A 16,578-nucleotide genomic window follows, 5' to 3' on the forward strand; every position below is an offset into this window, starting at 1 on the left:
TTTATTTTGATTGATGGGTTAATTTTGAATCTGGAATTAAAGACGATCTAAATGGCTGAAGTTATAAGAATGCCCAAAATGAGTGATACCATGGAAGAAGGCGTGATCGCCTCCTGGTTGAAAAAAGAGGGCGATGAGGTGAACTCCGGCGATGTGCTGGCTGAAGTGGAAACCGATAAAGCTACAATGGAATTGGAATCCTACCAGGATGGTGTGCTGTTGCATATTGGAGTGAAGGAAAAAGAATCTGTTCCTGTAGATGGAATTTTAGCTGTCATTGGGGAGAAAGGAGAGGATTATAAGCATCTTCTGGAAGAAGCAGAAAACAGTAGTTCTGAAAATGGAAACGAGGAGGAAGCCAAAGAAGAAAAGTCTGAGAAAAAATCAGAAGAGAAAATAGATGCCAGTAGCATCAATGCATCAGTTATTCGGATGCCGAAGATGAGCGATACAATGGAAGAAGGTGTGATCGCTTCCTGGCTAAAGAAAAAAGGAGATAAAGTAGAGTCCGGTGATATCCTGGCAGAAGTAGAGACGGACAAAGCAACGATGGAACTGGAGGCTTATGAGGATGGGACTTTACTCTACACGGCAGTGGAGGAAGGAAGTGGAGTTGCTGTTGATGGCATCATCGCCATCATCGGTGAAGAAGGCGCGGATTATGAGGCGTTGCTGAAAGCTGAGGAGCAGAGCGATGATGATTCAGGGAAGGAAGAAAAGAAAGAAGAGAAAAAGGATACCAGTAGCTCTAAATCGTCGGATTCCGGCTCGTCTGCTCAATCCAGTACCTCAACATCAGGCGGTTCGTCAGACAATGGCAGAATTAAAGCCTCGCCTTTAGCGAAGAAAATTGCTTCAGAAAAAGGCATTGATATAGCACAGGTAAATGGAAGCGGCCCGGATGGCAGAATAGTGAAGGCAGATGTTGAGAACTTCACTCCTTCGCAGGCGCAGGAGAAAGCAGCTGACTCAGGTCAACCTTCTATCAGCATTCCTAAGGTAGTGGGAGAGGAGAAGTCAGAGAAAGTAGAGCTTTCGCAAATGCGTAAAGTGATTGCCAAGCGTCTAAGTGATAGTAAATTTACCGCTCCTCATTTCTACCTGACCATGGAAATCAACATGGATAAAGCGATCGAAGCGCGTAATTCCATGAATGAGATTTCTCCGGTGAAGATTTCTTTCAATGACATGGTAGTGAAGGCCGCAGCAGCAGCATTGCGTCAGCATCCGGATGTTAATGTTAGCTGGCACGGTGACCACATGATGAAACATCAGCACATCCACATGGGTGTGGCAGTGGCTATTCCAGAAGGGCTGATTGTGCCAGTAGTGCGATTCGCGGATACCAAGTCTCTGTCCCACATTTCAGCGGAAGTAAGAGAATTAGCAGGAAAAGCAAAAGATAAGAAGCTTCAACCTGAGGAGTTTTCAGGTAACACGTTCACGATTTCAAACCTCGGTATGTTTGGTATTGAGGAATTCACCGCGATCATCAATCCACCGGATGCCTGTATTATGGCTGTGGGGGGAATCAAAGAAACCGTGATCGTGAAGGATGGTGAGATGTATGCAGGCAATGTGATGAAGGTGACCCTGTCATGCGATCACCGCGCAGTAGATGGAGCAGTGGGATCAGCATTTCTGAAGACATTCAAAGAGCTATTGGAAGATCCGGTTAGGATTTTGATATGATTTCTGATCTAAACTAGAACGTCATTCCGAACTTGTTTCGGAATCTATGGGTTAGGTACCCCAGATGCTGAACCAAGTTCAGCATGACCTTACTTTTTTGATAACTCTATGGAAAAAATAAAATCAACAACTGTCCTTGCCATTAAGCATAAGGGCAAAGTAGCTATTGGAGCCGATGGACAGGCAACCCTTGGAAATACCGTTGCAAAATCGAATGTGAAGAAAATCCGAAGGCTGGGTGATGGCAAAATCGTAACAGGCTTTGCCGGATCTACTGCAGATGCTTTTACATTATTGGATCGCTTTGACGAAAAGCTGAGTAACTACTCAGGCAACCTGAAGAGAGCGGCGGTTGAATTGGCCAAAGACTGGAGAACCGACCGATACCTTCGTAAGCTGGAGGCCATGATGATCGTGGCGGATAAAAACGAAGTGTTGGTTGTTTCAGGTACAGGCGATGTGCTGGAGCCTGACGAGGACATTGCATCTATTGGGTCTGGGAGTATGTATGCACGTTCAGCTGCATTGGCGCTGAAGAAGCATGCCCCAAATCTTACAGCTGAGGAAATGGTGCGTGAGGGGCTTACCATTGCTGCCGATATCTGCATCTATACCAACCATAATTTGGTGGTTGAGGTGGTGGAATGATGCCTTTTTTCCCTTCCAATCTGGACAAAGGCATAAAACCTGATACTGCTTACCATTAAAATTAAAATCAAGAAGTCAGGGCTTATTAGTTTTGGTTAATTGAGTTAGCAGATGGATTTCCTAACCAACCTATCAATTCTGATCAACTTTTCAGCGGTTGTGCAAGCATTCATTTTGATTGCACAATTGAAGAGAGGTAGATACTTGCATAAAGTTACCAATCGCTTACTGGCTATTGTGCTCATTGCTTTTGTACTCATCATTCTGAACTCTATCCGGGTACTATTCGATCCATTCTTCTTTGATACTTACGAACTCTACTCTAATGCCTTCTTACTGGTCATCACTCCTTCTTTGTATCTCTATATATCATTTCTGACGCACTCAACCGAGATGTATGAAAAGCGACAGCTCTGGAATTACGCACCATTCATCGCTTATATTTCAGTGATGATCACTTTAAATTTATTAGGAAAAGGTAAAAACAGCCCACTAGTCGAGACCCTGAGCAATGTCGGTTTTGTCCTTTTTATGATTCAAAATTTAGTTTACATCACTGCATCATTTGTTCTTTTAAGGAATCACCGGGAGGAAATAAAAAAGCAGTATTCTTATACCATTAGCGTTTCATTAAATTGGGTGAAAACTGTTTTAATTTCTTACTCAATCACCTTTGTACTAGCTACCTCATTCTATTTTTATCAGATTAAAATGGGTCCAATTCCAGATTTGATCAACTTGAATATTGTGCTGATTTACTCTATTCATATTATTGTCCTCACCCATAAAAGCCTATCGAAACCTGAGATTCTATTTAAGCTTAAACCTTATCAAGATGCTAAGATAGATTTAGCTGCAACTCAGGATATTTTTAAGAGAGTTGTGAGGTTGGTTGAGGAGGAGAAACTGTATTTGAATGCAAAGTTGACATTAAAAGATATTTCTGATCAACTTGGACTTTCTTCTAGTTCTTTATCTCAATCCATCAATCAAACGACAAAAGGTAATTTCTTTGATTTCATTAACCGGTATCGAGTGGAGGAGGTAAAAAAGAAGGTGAGCGATCCCCGATATCGCCACTTAACATTATTGGCTATAGCAGAGGAATGTGGTTTTCAGTCAGGATCAGTTTTCAGCATTGCATTCAAGAAAAATACCGGAATTAAACCTTCAGAATACAGAAAAAACGCATTGGATAAACCCGCTTAAGTGCTTTAATTTATTCGAATACATATACTCGAATATACTAATCCATTATTTTTTAGTTGATCTGCAGCTTTGCCCGTTTCATTGCGAAATCAAATATTAATATAGTAAAGCAAAAATTCTAATTGGACTAGCTCTTATAATCAATATGTTAATTGCAAGCTGCAAAGAGAGTGATGTTAAACCATCCCTCATTGTGGATGTGACCACAAGCAATGGCAACATAATTAGTTTGAATGGTCAGTGGACTTCTGGTTGTGTTACGGATATGGGTAATCACCTTGATGAAGTATTCAGTTTTGAAGACAATAACCTTTTGATTGATATCTCCATTTTTAAGGAGGAAAATTGTAGCGAATTGGCAGCTAAGGAAAAAATCACCATTCAGTTTTATGTAGTAGGAACTATTAAGGCACAATTAAATGGTGAGTCCGTGATTGCTAATAAAATTGAAGGTACCCAGACAATGCAAAGCAGTGGTGTAACAAAGGAGTTCAAGCAGATATTTTATGTGAATGATTCTGATGGTGCGCTCATTTTACATCATGCCAGATTTCAAAATGATGGTGGAGCTCAAAGTAGTGATGGATTTCCTATTGAATTGATTCCTATAGATATAGTGAAGCAATGATTAACCTGATACAGATAGCAGTGGGAAACTTAAGGAACAGCGTATTTATAATAGGAATACTATTTAGTAGCCTGGTCATTGGTCAGCGGACTGTTGAAGCTGAGATTGACACTTCATTTAATTATGAATTTACCCCGGTGAATTTTGAGCATAATAAAGTTATTCTGGTAGACATGGGGCACAATACCATCTATTCCTCTCCATCCGGAAGAATAACATCAAGAGAGATGTTTCGTATTCTTGATCAGGATGGTTTCGATGTACAATTCACTCAATCACAACTCGATTCCGCTTACCTGCAATCTGTACGTCCTGACTTGCTCCTTTTGCACGGTATGCCAAATGATGCTATAAAACTGGCAAATGATGAACGTACAGAATATCTATATATATCACCTCTAAGAACGGAAGAGGTGGAATCAATCGCAAAGTATGTTTTTAATGGGGGAGGGTTGCTGGTTTTTTTAAGTCATTTTCCTGGAGGAAGTGGCGCACTGCCTTTGATGGAGGCTTTCGGAGTGAAATTCAGAGATGGCTATTCGAATCAAGTCGATTACCATACGAGCGATGGAGGTATATGTGGTCATTTTTTAATGGATGAAAAAAATAGAATGTTGAACAAAAGGCATCCTGTTTTTACTTCAAGTCTAGATAGTACGACGCTTCCAAAGAAGGTTAGGTTCTATTGTGGTGCAGCGGTATTTAGAAATCCTGCAGACGTCATATTACCATTTCCTCAAGGCACGATCAACTCCACCCCAACGGATGGCATTGATTTTATCGAGGAAACTTCCAGTTCGTATGCCGGGATGATTGGATTTGACTATGGAAAGGGAAGGGTTGTTGTATGCACCGACCAGGGAATTTTTAGAAGTTTAGATTTATTGATTAAGGGAGAACGAGTAGCTGTAACCATTCATGACCCAAAGGCGGATAATGCAGGATTGCTGATTAACGTGATCAGGTGGTTGACTAAGCTTCAGTAGCGACTTGACATAGAAATAGGAGAAAGGTGTGAATTTCAGAATGCAACCGGCATGGCATCAAAAGATTTGTTTTTAGTTAGCTGAATTTCTTCTTTAGTTTTAAGATCGATTGAGAACAATTCCTGGTTGCCATTGACCATTCCCACGAATAGCAACTTGGAATCATTGACATACCAGTCGGGTGCAGAGTATGAAACAATGGATTTAGCAATCACTTCTTCCTCTCCATCCTTGATGACAACTAGGTCGTAAGATTCATCCAGTTTTCTACACACAGCAATCCTCCCATCTTTTGAGTAAACCGGGTGTAAGTAGTTTCCAGCCTTTGAAATCCGTTCAGTCTTCCCGCTGGCTAGCGTATAGGAGTAAAGTACTTTTTCTCTGATGTAGGAATAAATTAATGATTGTCCATTGGGATGAAAACTGCATGTGGCTCCCCATCCGGGTCTTTTTCCCTGCTCTTTATTTTTTGAAATGATTTGTTCAGCACCGCCTTTAGCCGGTATCGTTAAGATTTCCCATACCCCATTTCTTCGTCCACTGAAAACAATCGTTTTACCATCCGGACTCCAATTTGGATAGAGACCTTCATTTTGGGTGATTTTTTGAAAATTTGAACCATCAATACTCATTGTCCAGATTGTGTAGCGATCATGTCCATCAGGGTCACTCATGAATACGAGTGTTTCACCATCAGGAGACAACTTTGAGTTATTATGATGAGGATAGTGACCTCCGCCCATCGAAGAGGTCAGCTTTCTATACTTTCCCCCATCGAGCTCCATAGAATAAATATCCCGACCTCTGGAGCCCTCTTCTGATGAATAAAAAATGGTGTGTTGAGCTAGAAGGACGATGGGTTGGATGAATAGAAGGAGTAAAATAGACTTCATGATTCTAATTTTTTGGAAAAAATGAAGGGGTGTAGTTGTAGTTTTTTGTAGTCAATTGCTTCACCTGGCTCCCATCGACATTCATGATATAAATATGATGGTTGTTCCCTTTATTTCCTCGTTCAAACAATATTTTGGTATTGTCGTGGGACCATCTGGGTCGCATATCCATTAGGGGATGATTGGTTAGACGAGTTACTTTTTTGGTATCCACGTCCATAAGATAGATTTCCATATTTCCATTTAAATCACCGTAATAGAGGATTTTCTTTCGATCATTGGAAAGCTGTGGCATCAACTTATTATCCTTTGAATTCGTTAGGATTTCCTTATTACTGCCATCCGGTTTGATTCGAGCTATTTGATAGATACCATTTTGGTTTGTTGAATAATAGATATACCCATTTTTTGCCCAGAAAGGCATGACATCTTCAGTTTTGGATTGTGTCAGATTGACTTTATTGCTTCCATCTCGGTTCATGATATAGACCTCCTGATTGCCATCCCGAGAGGATGTGAATACAATCTGTTTACCATCCGGTGACCAGGAAGGGCTGTAGTCGGCACTTCCTTTATTGGTCAGCTGATTAAACTCATTTGTCTCCAAATTCATCGTCCAGATTTTCCACCAGCCTACACGTTCAGAAGTAAAGACCACCATTTTTCCATCCGGTGAGATCATTGGGCTACTGTCTTTTCTGGGATGATCGGTAAGTGTTTTGATACCTCCATTTTCATCCATGATCATCAGGTCATCATTGTTATTTACCTGTCGGGTGAAGATGATCTGTTGCGCTTGAGTAAAGAAACAGTTACCGAAAACAAAAGCAATTTGGAGTAATTTCATTTTTGTAAGATCAGTTAATTTCACTTTTCGCTAAACGAAAACCCACATAAAACTCTCTGGATTCAGGTAGATCTCTTTGTCTATCAGCAGCCCTGGTATGTCGTATTCTCCCAGTAAACTGACCACCTCTTTGTACTTTATACTCACCACTATTTGGTCCTTGCGGGTCTACTTTTTCACTGGTATTATCCTCCTGAAGCCAGTCGGAGCACCATTCCAGCACATTCCCTTGCATATCATAAAACCCCCATGGATTAGGATCCTTTATAGCTACTTGATGAGAGGCTCTTCCTGAGTTACCTATGTGCCATACGGTTTTATCAATATCTCCAGGGTAGGGGCCAGTGGTGCCTGCTCTGCAGGCATACTCCCATTCAGCTTCTGTTGGCAATCGAAAATTTTCTCCATCCTTGTTAATCCTGCTAATTAGCTCTTCAATGTCGTGATATGAGATGGTTTCAATCGGGTGATTCTTACCTTTATTTGTGCTGGGATTGGTTCCCATAATTTTTTCCCAATCTCCTTGTGTAAATTCTGTTTCGGCTAGCCAAAATCCTTTCGTGATGGTCACCTCATGTTGTTTTTCGCGGGCAACATTTCTGCCTGCTTCATCTTCTGGACTTCCCATCAAAAAGCTGCCCGGAGCTACCCATATCATATTGATCTTTACTCCGGGAGCTAATTCGAATGTTTTCTTCTTGGATTGCGGAGGAAGGTAAGCAGCTATTAGAACTGCAAATAATAGGAGTTTACTCATGGCATTCTTAGTTTATTCATCCTTGAAAGCACACCTTCACCGACCAGTTCTGTCAATACATGCCTGCCATCTTTGATGATTTCAATTTGACTGACAACTCCTGCTTCCAACAGTTTGGCGTGCCTGTCTTTCGATGCATTCATCCAGTAGGTGTCTTTATCTCCAACCACGAATTGCACTTTCACATTTTTCAGTTTTGATAATCGCTGAACATTCCTCGTTCCCGGATTTCCAGCCATCCCTGTAATGGAGTGGAATTGCTCCGGTATGGCCATGACCAAATCAAAAATGCTCGCACTATTGGCACTGAAGCAAATCGTGTGAAATTTGTCACCTTCTACCTTGTATTTTCCTCTGATGTGATCCATGAATGCAATGACTTCTGACTTGTTCGCTTTATAAATTGGGAAATCAAGTAAAATCCAGCCATAGGTATCCTTCACATCTCTCCAATAATGCGATTGATCGTCTTTTGCTGTAGCATCAGATGGACCAATTGCTATGGGGTAAGTCTTGCTGGCATCATAATCGGAAGGTAGCTGAATGGCATATTTGATTTTATTTCCCTTGAAGTCAAAAGTTTTGAATTCCCTCTTTGATTGGGCATTCATCTCAAGTGTGAATGCCACAGCTATTAACAGTATTATGTATTTCATGGGGTTATTTTTTGATTAATACCTTCGGACTTTTTTAAAAAAGGAGGAGCCTAAGCTCCCCCTTGGGCCTCACTCAAACACTATTTTTCTTCAATGCTTTTTATCACTCCATCCAGGTATGCATACTGGTTTTCGGGAGCTAACTTCCTTGCTTCTTTGTAGTATTTCAGAGCCAACTTTTTATTTCCGTCTCTCAGGTAAGCTTCTCCCAGACTATCGGTAAATCCCCAGATAAACTGATGATTCTGGTTTTTCTTCACATTCATGGAGAATACCTCGATGGCTTTTTTGGTATCGCCACTATTGAGCATTTGATAGCCATATTGATTTAGCTGAAAAGGACTTGCGGTCGGCAAAGCCTGATCCATTATTTTCTTGGCTTCTATTGTTTCTCCTTTTTTGTCTAGCAGTCCGGCTTTTACCTGGAGGTTGGAAAATCCACTGCTCATGGATATGGACTGATCGATCCAGGTCATGGCTTCATCAAGATTTGTATCATTTTGTAAGCAATAGTTAGCCGCTTGCATGTATCCCCTCCAGGAGAAACCAGCTACTCCTTTAAGCTCAGCTCGGATGTTTTCAATAACAATCGTGGTAACATCAAAGGCGATGTTGAATGGAATGGCTACATTATCCCATCTTAGTTCAGCCGTGACGTCATTGCCGGATCGGTCAATGAAATTATATGTAAGCCATTCTTGCGATGGAATTTCATGTGTCTTTACATCTACAATCGCTACAGTTTCTGATTCCGCAGGGGTATTGGTTCCCCAAGACTTGGCGTATTTAGAAAGCACTACCCTTACATTTTCAATATCGATGGGTAGCATATAAAGACCGTAAGTACCAGCATCCACTTCTTGTCCTTCGATTTTGGCGTCATGCGAGAACGTAATAGTAGTATTCTCATTGGCTCCAGCCCTCCAAATTTGGCCGTACTGAACCACTCCACCCCAGATTTGACGTTCGTTCTTTCCCGGGCTGTGATAAGTGATGGTAACATCGGAGATGCCCACACGCTGGGTCACTTCAGCATATTGGCTGGGACGGGGAAGGGTTAAATTTTGTGCGAAGGCAAATGCCGCAATTAAATTAAGAGCAAATGCCAGGTATGGTTTTCGTTTCATAAGGGTAAGCGTTTTTCATTTTTTACGCTTATGAGAAGTCCACAATTAAAAGATTGTGATTGGATGTGATTTCTGTGACGAAAGGTTACTTCAACAGAGGTATTGCTGGATGACCTTTTTGTAAGACCTTCCTGAAATCAGTTCTCCACCATCTTTCATTGTAAGCTGATACTCATTGTTGTTCAGGTAAATAGCCTTTCGCACGTATCGTTTATTTACAATGATAGACCGGTGTATGCGTAAAAAATCTTTTGGATTTAGCTGATCCGATAATGCATTCATGGTCGATCGGTACAGGTGGGTTTTGTCTGAGGTTTTCAAATTCACATAGTTTCCATTTGCTTCGATGTAAAGCACCCCATCCAATTCCACTTCATGCTCCCACCCCCTGTCAGCAATTACAATTTTTGAAATGTAGTCTTCTGATGGACGCTCGAAATCCCGAATCATTTTCATCAACTTCTCATTGAAAGCAGCATTTTTCTGAACTTCAAAATGCTTCAATACTTTTTGCACGGACTCCTTAAAGCGATCCTCATCGATGGGTTTTAGCAGGTAGTCCAGTGCATGAATGTTAAATGCTTCGATAGCATACTTGTCATAGGCCGTGGCAAATACGATGTAGGGCTGATTTTTAGGGCTGATTTTCTTGACCACCTCAAAGCCATCAAAATCGGGCATTTGAATGTCTAAAAAGACAAGATCCGGTTCTTCTAGTTCGATGAGTTTCACGGCCTGACTTCCGTTTTTAGCTTCACCGATTACATTTATTTCTTCAAACGTCTTCAGAAGTTTATGAATTCGTTCTCTGGCTAGATATTCATCGTCTACAATAATTGCTCGAATCATATGGGTTCAAATGGAAGTGTGATTTTGGTAGTGAATATATCCTTTTCTGAAGATTGAGAATACGTGTAATCACTACCATACAAATGTTCCAATCGGTTTGAAACATTTTCAATGCCTATGCCATAACCTTCGGATTTGACCTGCCCATTCGCTTGAGGTACATCGTTTGATATGATAATGGCAAGTTGAGGCTGTTCATCTGCATTTGTTTTGGTGGTTTGAACGGTGATTGCTCCGCCTTCGGCAATTTTAGCAATCCCATGTTTAATTGCATTTTCGACAATCGGTTGAAGCAGCAAGGCAGGTACTTTGGCAGTTAATGTTTCATTTTCTATTTCAAAATTCAATTTCAAACGATCCTGGAAGCGAATATGCTCGATCTCCAGGTATGTCTTGATGTATTCCATTTCGCTTTCCAGTGGAATGAATAGCTTTTTGTCATGCTCCAACAATTCTCTCATCAGGAAGCCCAGCTGTGACAGCATCTTTTGAGCTTTCTTAGAGTCAATGTCAATGAGTGAGGTGATGGAGTTGAGTGTGTTAAACAAAAAATGTGGCTGAAGCTGCATTTTTAGCGCATCCAGCTTTGCAGTACTTAGTTCTTTTTGCTGCTGTACATAACGGGAGTAATAAGAAATGGCCATGATCAGTATCATAATGACCCAGTATTCCAGGAAGCTGGAAAATAAGCCGGCACCCATTGCCACCTTGTTAGTTGGTGCAAGGAAGCTTCGCAAGTATCCAGTATAGAAGAAAAAAGAATAATCGTACAAGAGTGTGGCCAATAGTCGGTGAATAGCCGAAACCCCAAGACTGATTGCTATGTGCTTTGCTATTAAGGTGAGGTTTATTCGATTGGAAAGAAGATGGTCCGAAATTCTGACGAGAAATCGAAAAAACAACGCCCATAAGAGGTAGTTGATGATGATTTTTATGGATACCGCATACCAGCTAAAATCGTACTCATATTCATTGATCAGGTAATCGGTGTATTGACGCAATATGAGAACAGCACTTACCAAAAAAGTAAGTAGGAGCACATATTTCATTTTAAAAACCCCTTGCCTCATCTCAATTACTTGCACCTATAAAAGTACATGATTAGAAAAATTGAATTTCAGTATCTTAGATTACTGTATAAACTTACGATGCTCAACATCTGCCTGTGTTGAGATTGTGATGAATGGATTAGATTGTGATGGATATGTATGTAATTTTCCAATCCAATCTTACTTAGCTATGAAAAAGTCAACGCTCCATTATTTTATCATCTTATCAGTAATTGTGATCCCCGCTTGCGAAACAGGAGGGAGCAAAACGAATGGTGAATCGAGTAATGATGCAGCCGAAGCAGTTGAAAAACCTAAAGACGTCTCAGAACTGGCATTCATGGATATCGTGAATATGGTTTATCCAGATAGCATTGGTAAACTTGTTGAATGGCACAGGGAAGAAATGCCAAATAGCTTGATCGATTCCCTAGAAATAACTGAAGGGGAACCATGTGGAGAACAGGGATGTGGAAGGACACTCTTGATGACAAATAACACTGATCGTGCCGTTGGGGTATTGACAAAAGCGGATTTTAGCATTCGTGATCGTCAGGCTTATCTGGCGCGAGAATACGTGCTTGAGGCAGGCCAAACGATAAAAATTGGCTGCTCTCACCTTTGCTACAACGGGGAGTACATTCCATTTCCCAGGACCATTGTAGGATCCTGGTATATGGATGAATAACACTAATTTTTTTGATAGACTTTCATGTCTCCGTCGAAGTAGCGCTTTGAAAGGATCATCCAATTTGGATCCGATATAAAGTCAATACGAAAACGAACTTCCATGGAGCTCTCCAGCTGAAATGTGTTTTCGGAGACCGGTATCATTTTGTAATCAAATCCCGTGTGATCCTGATAATATAGCATGCCATCAGATTCGATAATCGTAATGGAGCCATAGTTTCCGACAAATGCTTGAATATCTAATGAAGAAAGAGGTTTTTCTCTCAATCCTTCTGCAATCCAGTCTTTAAGTTCATTGCCATGTACACTTGCCACTAAATCCAGATGAGCATTTGTTAGCCCGCTTGAAGATTCAACATCTGGCTTTACTCCAACATTTTCGATTCCATGCTCACTGAATGGATTTTGTTGATAGCCTTTGGAGAGCAGGAGGTAATAGCTATCACCGATCGGGTAATAGCCGGCCAGATTAACCAATCCCATGGAATTAGATCCATATACTTTTCCAATCTTTAAATTCTTAACCGCCAAAGCAAATAGCTCAGAAACAGAAGCTGTCTTTTCATTGATCAGGATAGCAAGTGGTTTTCCAATGAGTTTGTTTCCGGCTACTTTTTTATGCGTTTCATAATCATAGGCCTTGCTTTCTGATGGTATATAAAATCGATCATAAAGCACTTCACCATCGGTGAAGTAGCCCAGCAGCTCCGAAACAGTTTCCGGATGTCCACCACGATTGTTTCGGATGTCGATAATGATGCCATCGGTCTTTTCAATAAGTGAAAAGGCGGATGCTAATTCTCCGTAGACTTCATCATTTGGGTTCGGGAAATGTGAGATCTCTAAGTATCCGATATTGCCTTCTAACACTTTGACCGTTCGGATGAATTGTTGACTCCAAGGCAAGGAACTTGATTGTTTTTTTGAGATCAATTGAATGTGACGATCGTTGTGTATGGCATGAAGGTCTTTATTCACCTGGATGACAAAAGCCTCTTCGCTAAGGTTTTGATAGGAGGCCTCATTGGTGGTTAAATGCTTGATCAGTTTGGATCCAACCTCCTGATTAATGTAGTAGGTTTCGATTGCCTTGGTTATTTCCTGAATCTGTGAAAAGCTACTAGAGATGAATAGTCCTGAGACGATGATTGATAGTATTGTCCGCTTCATTTTTTTTGTTTTCGAGTTACTTGAACCAATAATACGCCTGTGGACAATAGGTGCACATCGATAAGTGATCAATCGGGAAATTTGGTATGAATGGTTAATTAATATTACCCCATGTGCTAAGTATTAATGCTCAGAACTGGTTCTTTCTTAATCATCGCTGTGAAACCAATTCAATATTCAGTCCCGGGCCGGGAACGTAGAATTTCACAATAGTTCGGGGGGAGGTTTTGCTTATCCAAATTTTATTATCCGGCATTTTTCCATCGGCTTTGAGCCAGATTGCATCACAAGTCACCATACCATTGGCAGTCTCAATTGTTTCTTCTCCTGAATACATTAATTGAGCCTGTGAAACCGACATGCTGGTAGGTACAAGGGCATCAAAGGATACTGTATCTTCCGATTTTAGGTTCAGTGAATGGGCGAGAACGTAAATTTCCTCCCTGAATGTGGTGAACTGATAGGCGGAATCAATCTCAAAAGGGTTGTTAATCGTATCTTGTTTTATCACATATGATCCAATTACCCTTTCATCTTCTTTTCTCAAGTCAATATCCAGAGTGGCCCTGGGAGTTTTCATATCTATTGAGACTTCCTTCATTTGGAAGTCGGACGTATCAAAAGTGAGTACCGCAGTTTCATAGACGCTTCCATTATCAAATTGAGAGGTGTCTCTGGCAACCAACATTCCGTTTTCAAATGAAAACCCGAATACCATAGAGCCTACTTTGGTTTCTGTAGAGTCAAACATGTGATAGGCATTTACAACCTCTCTGATTTGAGAGAAATCAATGGGCTGACCCTGCCAGGACTTTTCAATGACTTTTTCTTGTGTTGTAGGTTGACAGCCGACTGCCAATGTAAATAGTGAAATGAAGAGATAATTGATTTTCATTGGTTGATTAGTTCGTGATAAATGTTGGAAATCGTCTTTCAGTGGCATTGTCTGTTACTGATTTGACCGAACCAGAAGCTAAGTCCCTGATATAAACAACTGATTTACCTGATTCCACTAGGCAGGTGAATACAATGCTGGATTTATCCGCATTTGTTCTGGCGTATGTTACCTCATATACAGTGTTGATAAGCGTCTTTTCCATTGTTCTCAATTCGAGTGAGTAAAGTTTTTGCATGCCAGACTCAGTGGAGGTAATCAAAAGCGAAGTATTGGAAAGCCAATCCTGCACAAAGTTTCGATGGTCATCCACCAAAATCGGTTGTTCTTCCTTTGATTCTATGTTATAGAGGTAGATGCCCGGATTACCCGACCTTGAGCTATTAAATGCCAGATGTTTTTGATCCGGTGACCATTTGGGAATTCCATCAAATCCCTCTGATTTTGTCACTCTTTGTACCTCAGAACCATCACTTTTCATCAGGTATACCTCCGGATTCCCATCTCGCATAGATTGGAAGGCGACCATCGTTCCATCCGAAGACCAGACCGGATGTCCGTCTCTACTATCTAAGTCAGTGATTTGTTTTGGGGTGTCGCTCTCAAGGTTGGCAGTAAAGAGGTTTCGGGTGTTATTGTCTCGGTACGAATCAAAAATCAGAAGTCCGTTTTTTTGCGAGTAATCCGATTGAAAATCTTTCTCCGGCGAACTGAATAATACGTTTCTGGTACTTTCAGTCACGTTGTGATGAACGAGCTCCCAATTTCCATTTTGCAGCTCTGAGTAAATGATCGATTGGGCGAAGGCCAGTGAAACAAATAGGTATAAGCCGATGAATAGTGTACTCGCTCGATAATGTCTTGTGAATTTTATCATACAAAAAATCATTCGTTGACTCAATGTTAACGTAAGCGAACCCTATCCGTCCAATGGGTTGTGACAGGATGTGAATTAGGTTATGAATGGTTTTTTGTGAAAAAATCTATGAGTAATGGGGAAGGCTTTTTTAGTTTCGCGTTCCGGAAGGGAAACCTGAATAATTTTCTACTATTCGAGGACGTTACCCTTTCATGTTAAGAGATTAAGCTAAATCAGCCAGAAATAGACCTATGAAAAACCTATCACTCACCCTTTGTTCATGTGTTGTACTATTTTTCTCCTTTTCCTCGTCTGCACAATCCCTCAAGCAGAAGTATGACGACATGCTGGAAAACACCGAGACTTATGAACAATATAAGGTGATTCCCCGCACAGACCTGAATGCATTTTGGTCAGAGGTAGCAGACTCGCTGAATCAAAAGCAGCGAAAAATTCAGCAACTGCAATCAGAAACCCAAGATGCGAAAGCACTGGCACAGCAGGCTCGCGCAGAGTTGTCCGACGTACAGTCTAAGCTGGATGAAAGCCTGGAACTGAATGATACCATCTACTTTATGGGTATACCTTTTTCAAAAGTGGGTTATCACATCATGGTATGGGTGATCATCATTGCTTTGGCGGTGCTGGCTGTGATTGCATATTTCATGTTTATGCGCAGCAACAGTGTAACTACCCGCACCCGCCGGGAGCATGAAGCCCTTCTGGCAGAGTTTGAAGAGCATAAAACGAAAGCCCGTGAGCAGCAGGTAAAACTGAAACGCGAACTGCAAACCGCGATCAATAAGCTAAACGAGCGAAGAAGCTAAATAAAGTTGTCATGCCGGACTTGATCCGGCATCTTCATTGCAAAGCACAAGCGAGACGCTTGCGCTAGTGGGGAGAGCTGCAAACAGCCATCAACAAGCTAAACGAGCGAAGAGTTAAAATCCTTACGTCATCGCGAGTGCAGCGAAGCGATCTCACAATGAGAAGATTGCTTCACCTTCGTACCTCAAACTCTTGGCCACTTCCAGGCAAGCCAGACGATAAAGATGGTTATCAGGCTTTCCAAAAAAGCAAGGAATACATAAAAAGTATACCAGGGAGTCATCGAGTTGATTCCAATCAATAGCATCATCAGCGTAAATAGTATGCCGAAAGAGATATTGATTATCCTGTTCAGTTTGGCGTTGAGTAAAACAGACAGTGCCACCATCAACGAAGGGATGGCAAGAATGACAGATGCGATAAGTAGTGTCATGGGGCTGTCCAGCACATTGTTGCCTGTTAGCAGGCTGTCTACTTTACCCGGAGTGTATAGCTCGAAATAGTCTCCGTACAGAAAGCAGAATACCAATGAGGTCCATAAGGCAGATAGTTTGATTTTGATATTGATTTTTGGATTGTCTAGCATGTTAGGTTTGTTGTTTTAGGATTACTGATATCTTGATGCCAGTGCTATAAAAAAGGTTGCGTGGAGGTGAGAATACAGGGGTTATTGCATGAACGTCACTCCTGAGACCGAAAAGGAGGTATTCAGGATCTCATACTGTGAAGATTCCGGTATTGACCGACCCACATGCTCTTTCCTTCAAAACCGGAATGACGTAATCATCAGTTGTC

General features: G+C 41.2%; 18 protein-coding genes. 7 read left to right on the plus strand and 11 right to left on the minus strand.

Annotation, left to right across the window (positions count from 1 at the left end; translation table 11 throughout):
* Positions 1-51: 51 nt before the first annotated feature.
* The 5 genes from ACOQON_RS03655 (at position 52) to ACOQON_RS03675 (ending at position 5,163) form a co-directional block, all read left to right on the plus strand.
* Positions 52-1,692 carry a pyruvate dehydrogenase complex dihydrolipoamide acetyltransferase gene (locus ACOQON_RS03655; protein WP_420577567.1) on the plus strand — a complete coding sequence of 547 codons (1,641 nt, stop codon included), beginning with the start codon at positions 52-54 and terminating at the stop codon, positions 1,690-1,692.
* A gap of 108 nt (positions 1,693-1,800) precedes the next feature.
* Positions 1,801-2,340 (plus strand): ATP-dependent protease subunit HslV, encoded by a 540-nt coding sequence (hslV, locus tag ACOQON_RS03660; protein ID WP_420577568.1) that lies wholly within the window; start codon positions 1,801-1,803, stop codon positions 2,338-2,340.
* 111 nt (positions 2,341-2,451) lie between these two features.
* A complete protein-coding gene (locus tag ACOQON_RS03665) occupies positions 2,452-3,549 on the plus strand; it encodes a helix-turn-helix domain-containing protein (protein ID WP_420577569.1) in 1,098 nt (365 codons plus the stop codon).
* Between the two features lie 145 nt (positions 3,550-3,694).
* A complete protein-coding gene (locus ACOQON_RS03670) occupies positions 3,695-4,177 on the plus strand; it encodes a hypothetical protein (protein ID WP_420577570.1) in 483 nt (160 codons plus the stop codon).
* Positions 4,174-5,163: a hypothetical protein gene (locus ACOQON_RS03675; protein ID WP_420577571.1), complete on the plus strand. Its 990-nt coding sequence runs from the start codon at positions 4,174-4,176 to the stop codon at positions 5,161-5,163. Before ACOQON_RS03670 ends, ACOQON_RS03675 begins: the two co-directional genes overlap by 4 nt.
* Before the next feature lie 35 nt (positions 5,164-5,198).
* On the opposite strand, the gene ACOQON_RS03680 is transcribed toward ACOQON_RS03675, so the two are convergent.
* From ACOQON_RS03680 to ACOQON_RS03710, 7 genes are all read right to left on the minus strand, one after another.
* Positions 5,199-6,056 carry a hypothetical protein gene (locus ACOQON_RS03680; RefSeq protein WP_420577572.1) on the minus strand — a complete coding sequence of 286 codons (858 nt, stop codon included), beginning with the start codon at positions 6,054-6,056 and terminating at the stop codon, positions 5,199-5,201.
* 4 nt (positions 6,057-6,060) lie between these two features.
* A complete protein-coding gene (locus ACOQON_RS03685; RefSeq protein ID WP_420577573.1) occupies positions 6,061-6,903 on the minus strand; it encodes a TolB family protein in 843 nt (280 codons plus the stop codon).
* 10 nt (positions 6,904-6,913) lie between these two features.
* The gene (locus ACOQON_RS03690) at positions 6,914-7,660 is read right to left on the minus strand and encodes a formylglycine-generating enzyme family protein (RefSeq protein ID WP_420577574.1); all 747 of its coding nucleotides are present in this window, start codon (positions 7,658-7,660) and stop codon (positions 6,914-6,916) included.
* Positions 7,657-8,316 (minus strand): hypothetical protein, encoded by a 660-nt coding sequence (locus tag ACOQON_RS03695; protein WP_420577575.1) that lies wholly within the window; start codon positions 8,314-8,316, stop codon positions 7,657-7,659. The genes ACOQON_RS03690 and ACOQON_RS03695 overlap by 4 nt, the downstream gene beginning before the upstream one ends.
* Positions 8,317-8,396: 80 nt before the next feature.
* Entirely contained in the window at positions 8,397-9,443 is a 1,047-nt protein-coding gene (locus tag ACOQON_RS03700) for a DUF2911 domain-containing protein (protein ID WP_420577576.1), read from the minus strand.
* 90 nt (positions 9,444-9,533) lie between these two features.
* On the minus strand, positions 9,534-10,292 hold the full coding sequence (locus tag ACOQON_RS03705; protein WP_420577577.1) for a LytR/AlgR family response regulator transcription factor: 759 nt from the start codon (positions 10,290-10,292) through the stop codon (positions 9,534-9,536).
* The gene (locus tag ACOQON_RS03710; protein WP_420577578.1) at positions 10,289-11,341 is read right to left on the minus strand and encodes a sensor histidine kinase; all 1,053 of its coding nucleotides are present in this window, start codon (positions 11,339-11,341) and stop codon (positions 10,289-10,291) included. Before ACOQON_RS03710 ends, ACOQON_RS03705 begins: the two co-directional genes overlap by 4 nt.
* Positions 11,342-11,531: 190 nt before the next feature.
* On the opposite strand from ACOQON_RS03710, the gene ACOQON_RS03715 reads away from it, so the two are divergent.
* The gene (locus ACOQON_RS03715; protein WP_420577579.1) at positions 11,532-12,029 is read left to right on the plus strand and encodes a hypothetical protein; all 498 of its coding nucleotides are present in this window, start codon (positions 11,532-11,534) and stop codon (positions 12,027-12,029) included.
* A 2-nt stretch (positions 12,030-12,031) separates the two neighbouring features.
* Here ACOQON_RS03715 and ACOQON_RS03720 read toward each other — a convergent pair whose 3' ends face one another.
* From ACOQON_RS03720 to ACOQON_RS03730, 3 genes are all read right to left on the minus strand, one after another.
* On the minus strand, positions 12,032-13,201 hold the full coding sequence (locus ACOQON_RS03720) for a S41 family peptidase (protein WP_420577580.1): 1,170 nt from the start codon (positions 13,199-13,201) through the stop codon (positions 12,032-12,034).
* A 151-nt stretch (positions 13,202-13,352) separates the two neighbouring features.
* Positions 13,353-14,096 (minus strand): hypothetical protein, encoded by a 744-nt coding sequence (locus tag ACOQON_RS03725; RefSeq protein WP_420577581.1) that lies wholly within the window; start codon positions 14,094-14,096, stop codon positions 13,353-13,355.
* Positions 14,097-14,103: 7 nt separating this feature from the next.
* A complete protein-coding gene (locus tag ACOQON_RS03730; RefSeq protein WP_420577582.1) occupies positions 14,104-14,973 on the minus strand; it encodes a TolB family protein in 870 nt (289 codons plus the stop codon).
* A gap of 233 nt (positions 14,974-15,206) precedes the next feature.
* Between ACOQON_RS03730 and ACOQON_RS03735 the strand changes: the two genes are divergently transcribed.
* On the plus strand, positions 15,207-15,782 hold the full coding sequence (locus ACOQON_RS03735; RefSeq protein WP_420577583.1) for a hypothetical protein: 576 nt from the start codon (positions 15,207-15,209) through the stop codon (positions 15,780-15,782).
* A gap of 185 nt (positions 15,783-15,967) precedes the next feature.
* Here the strand turns inward: ACOQON_RS03735 and ACOQON_RS03740 are convergent, their stop codons facing one another.
* Positions 15,968-16,369 carry a DUF6326 family protein gene (locus ACOQON_RS03740; protein WP_420577584.1) on the minus strand — a complete coding sequence of 134 codons (402 nt, stop codon included), beginning with the start codon at positions 16,367-16,369 and terminating at the stop codon, positions 15,968-15,970.
* Between the last annotated feature and the right edge of the window lie 209 nt (positions 16,370-16,578).

The organism is Ekhidna sp. (genome assembly GCF_965221965.1).
Classification (GTDB): domain Bacteria; phylum Bacteroidota; class Bacteroidia; order Cytophagales; family Cyclobacteriaceae; genus Ekhidna.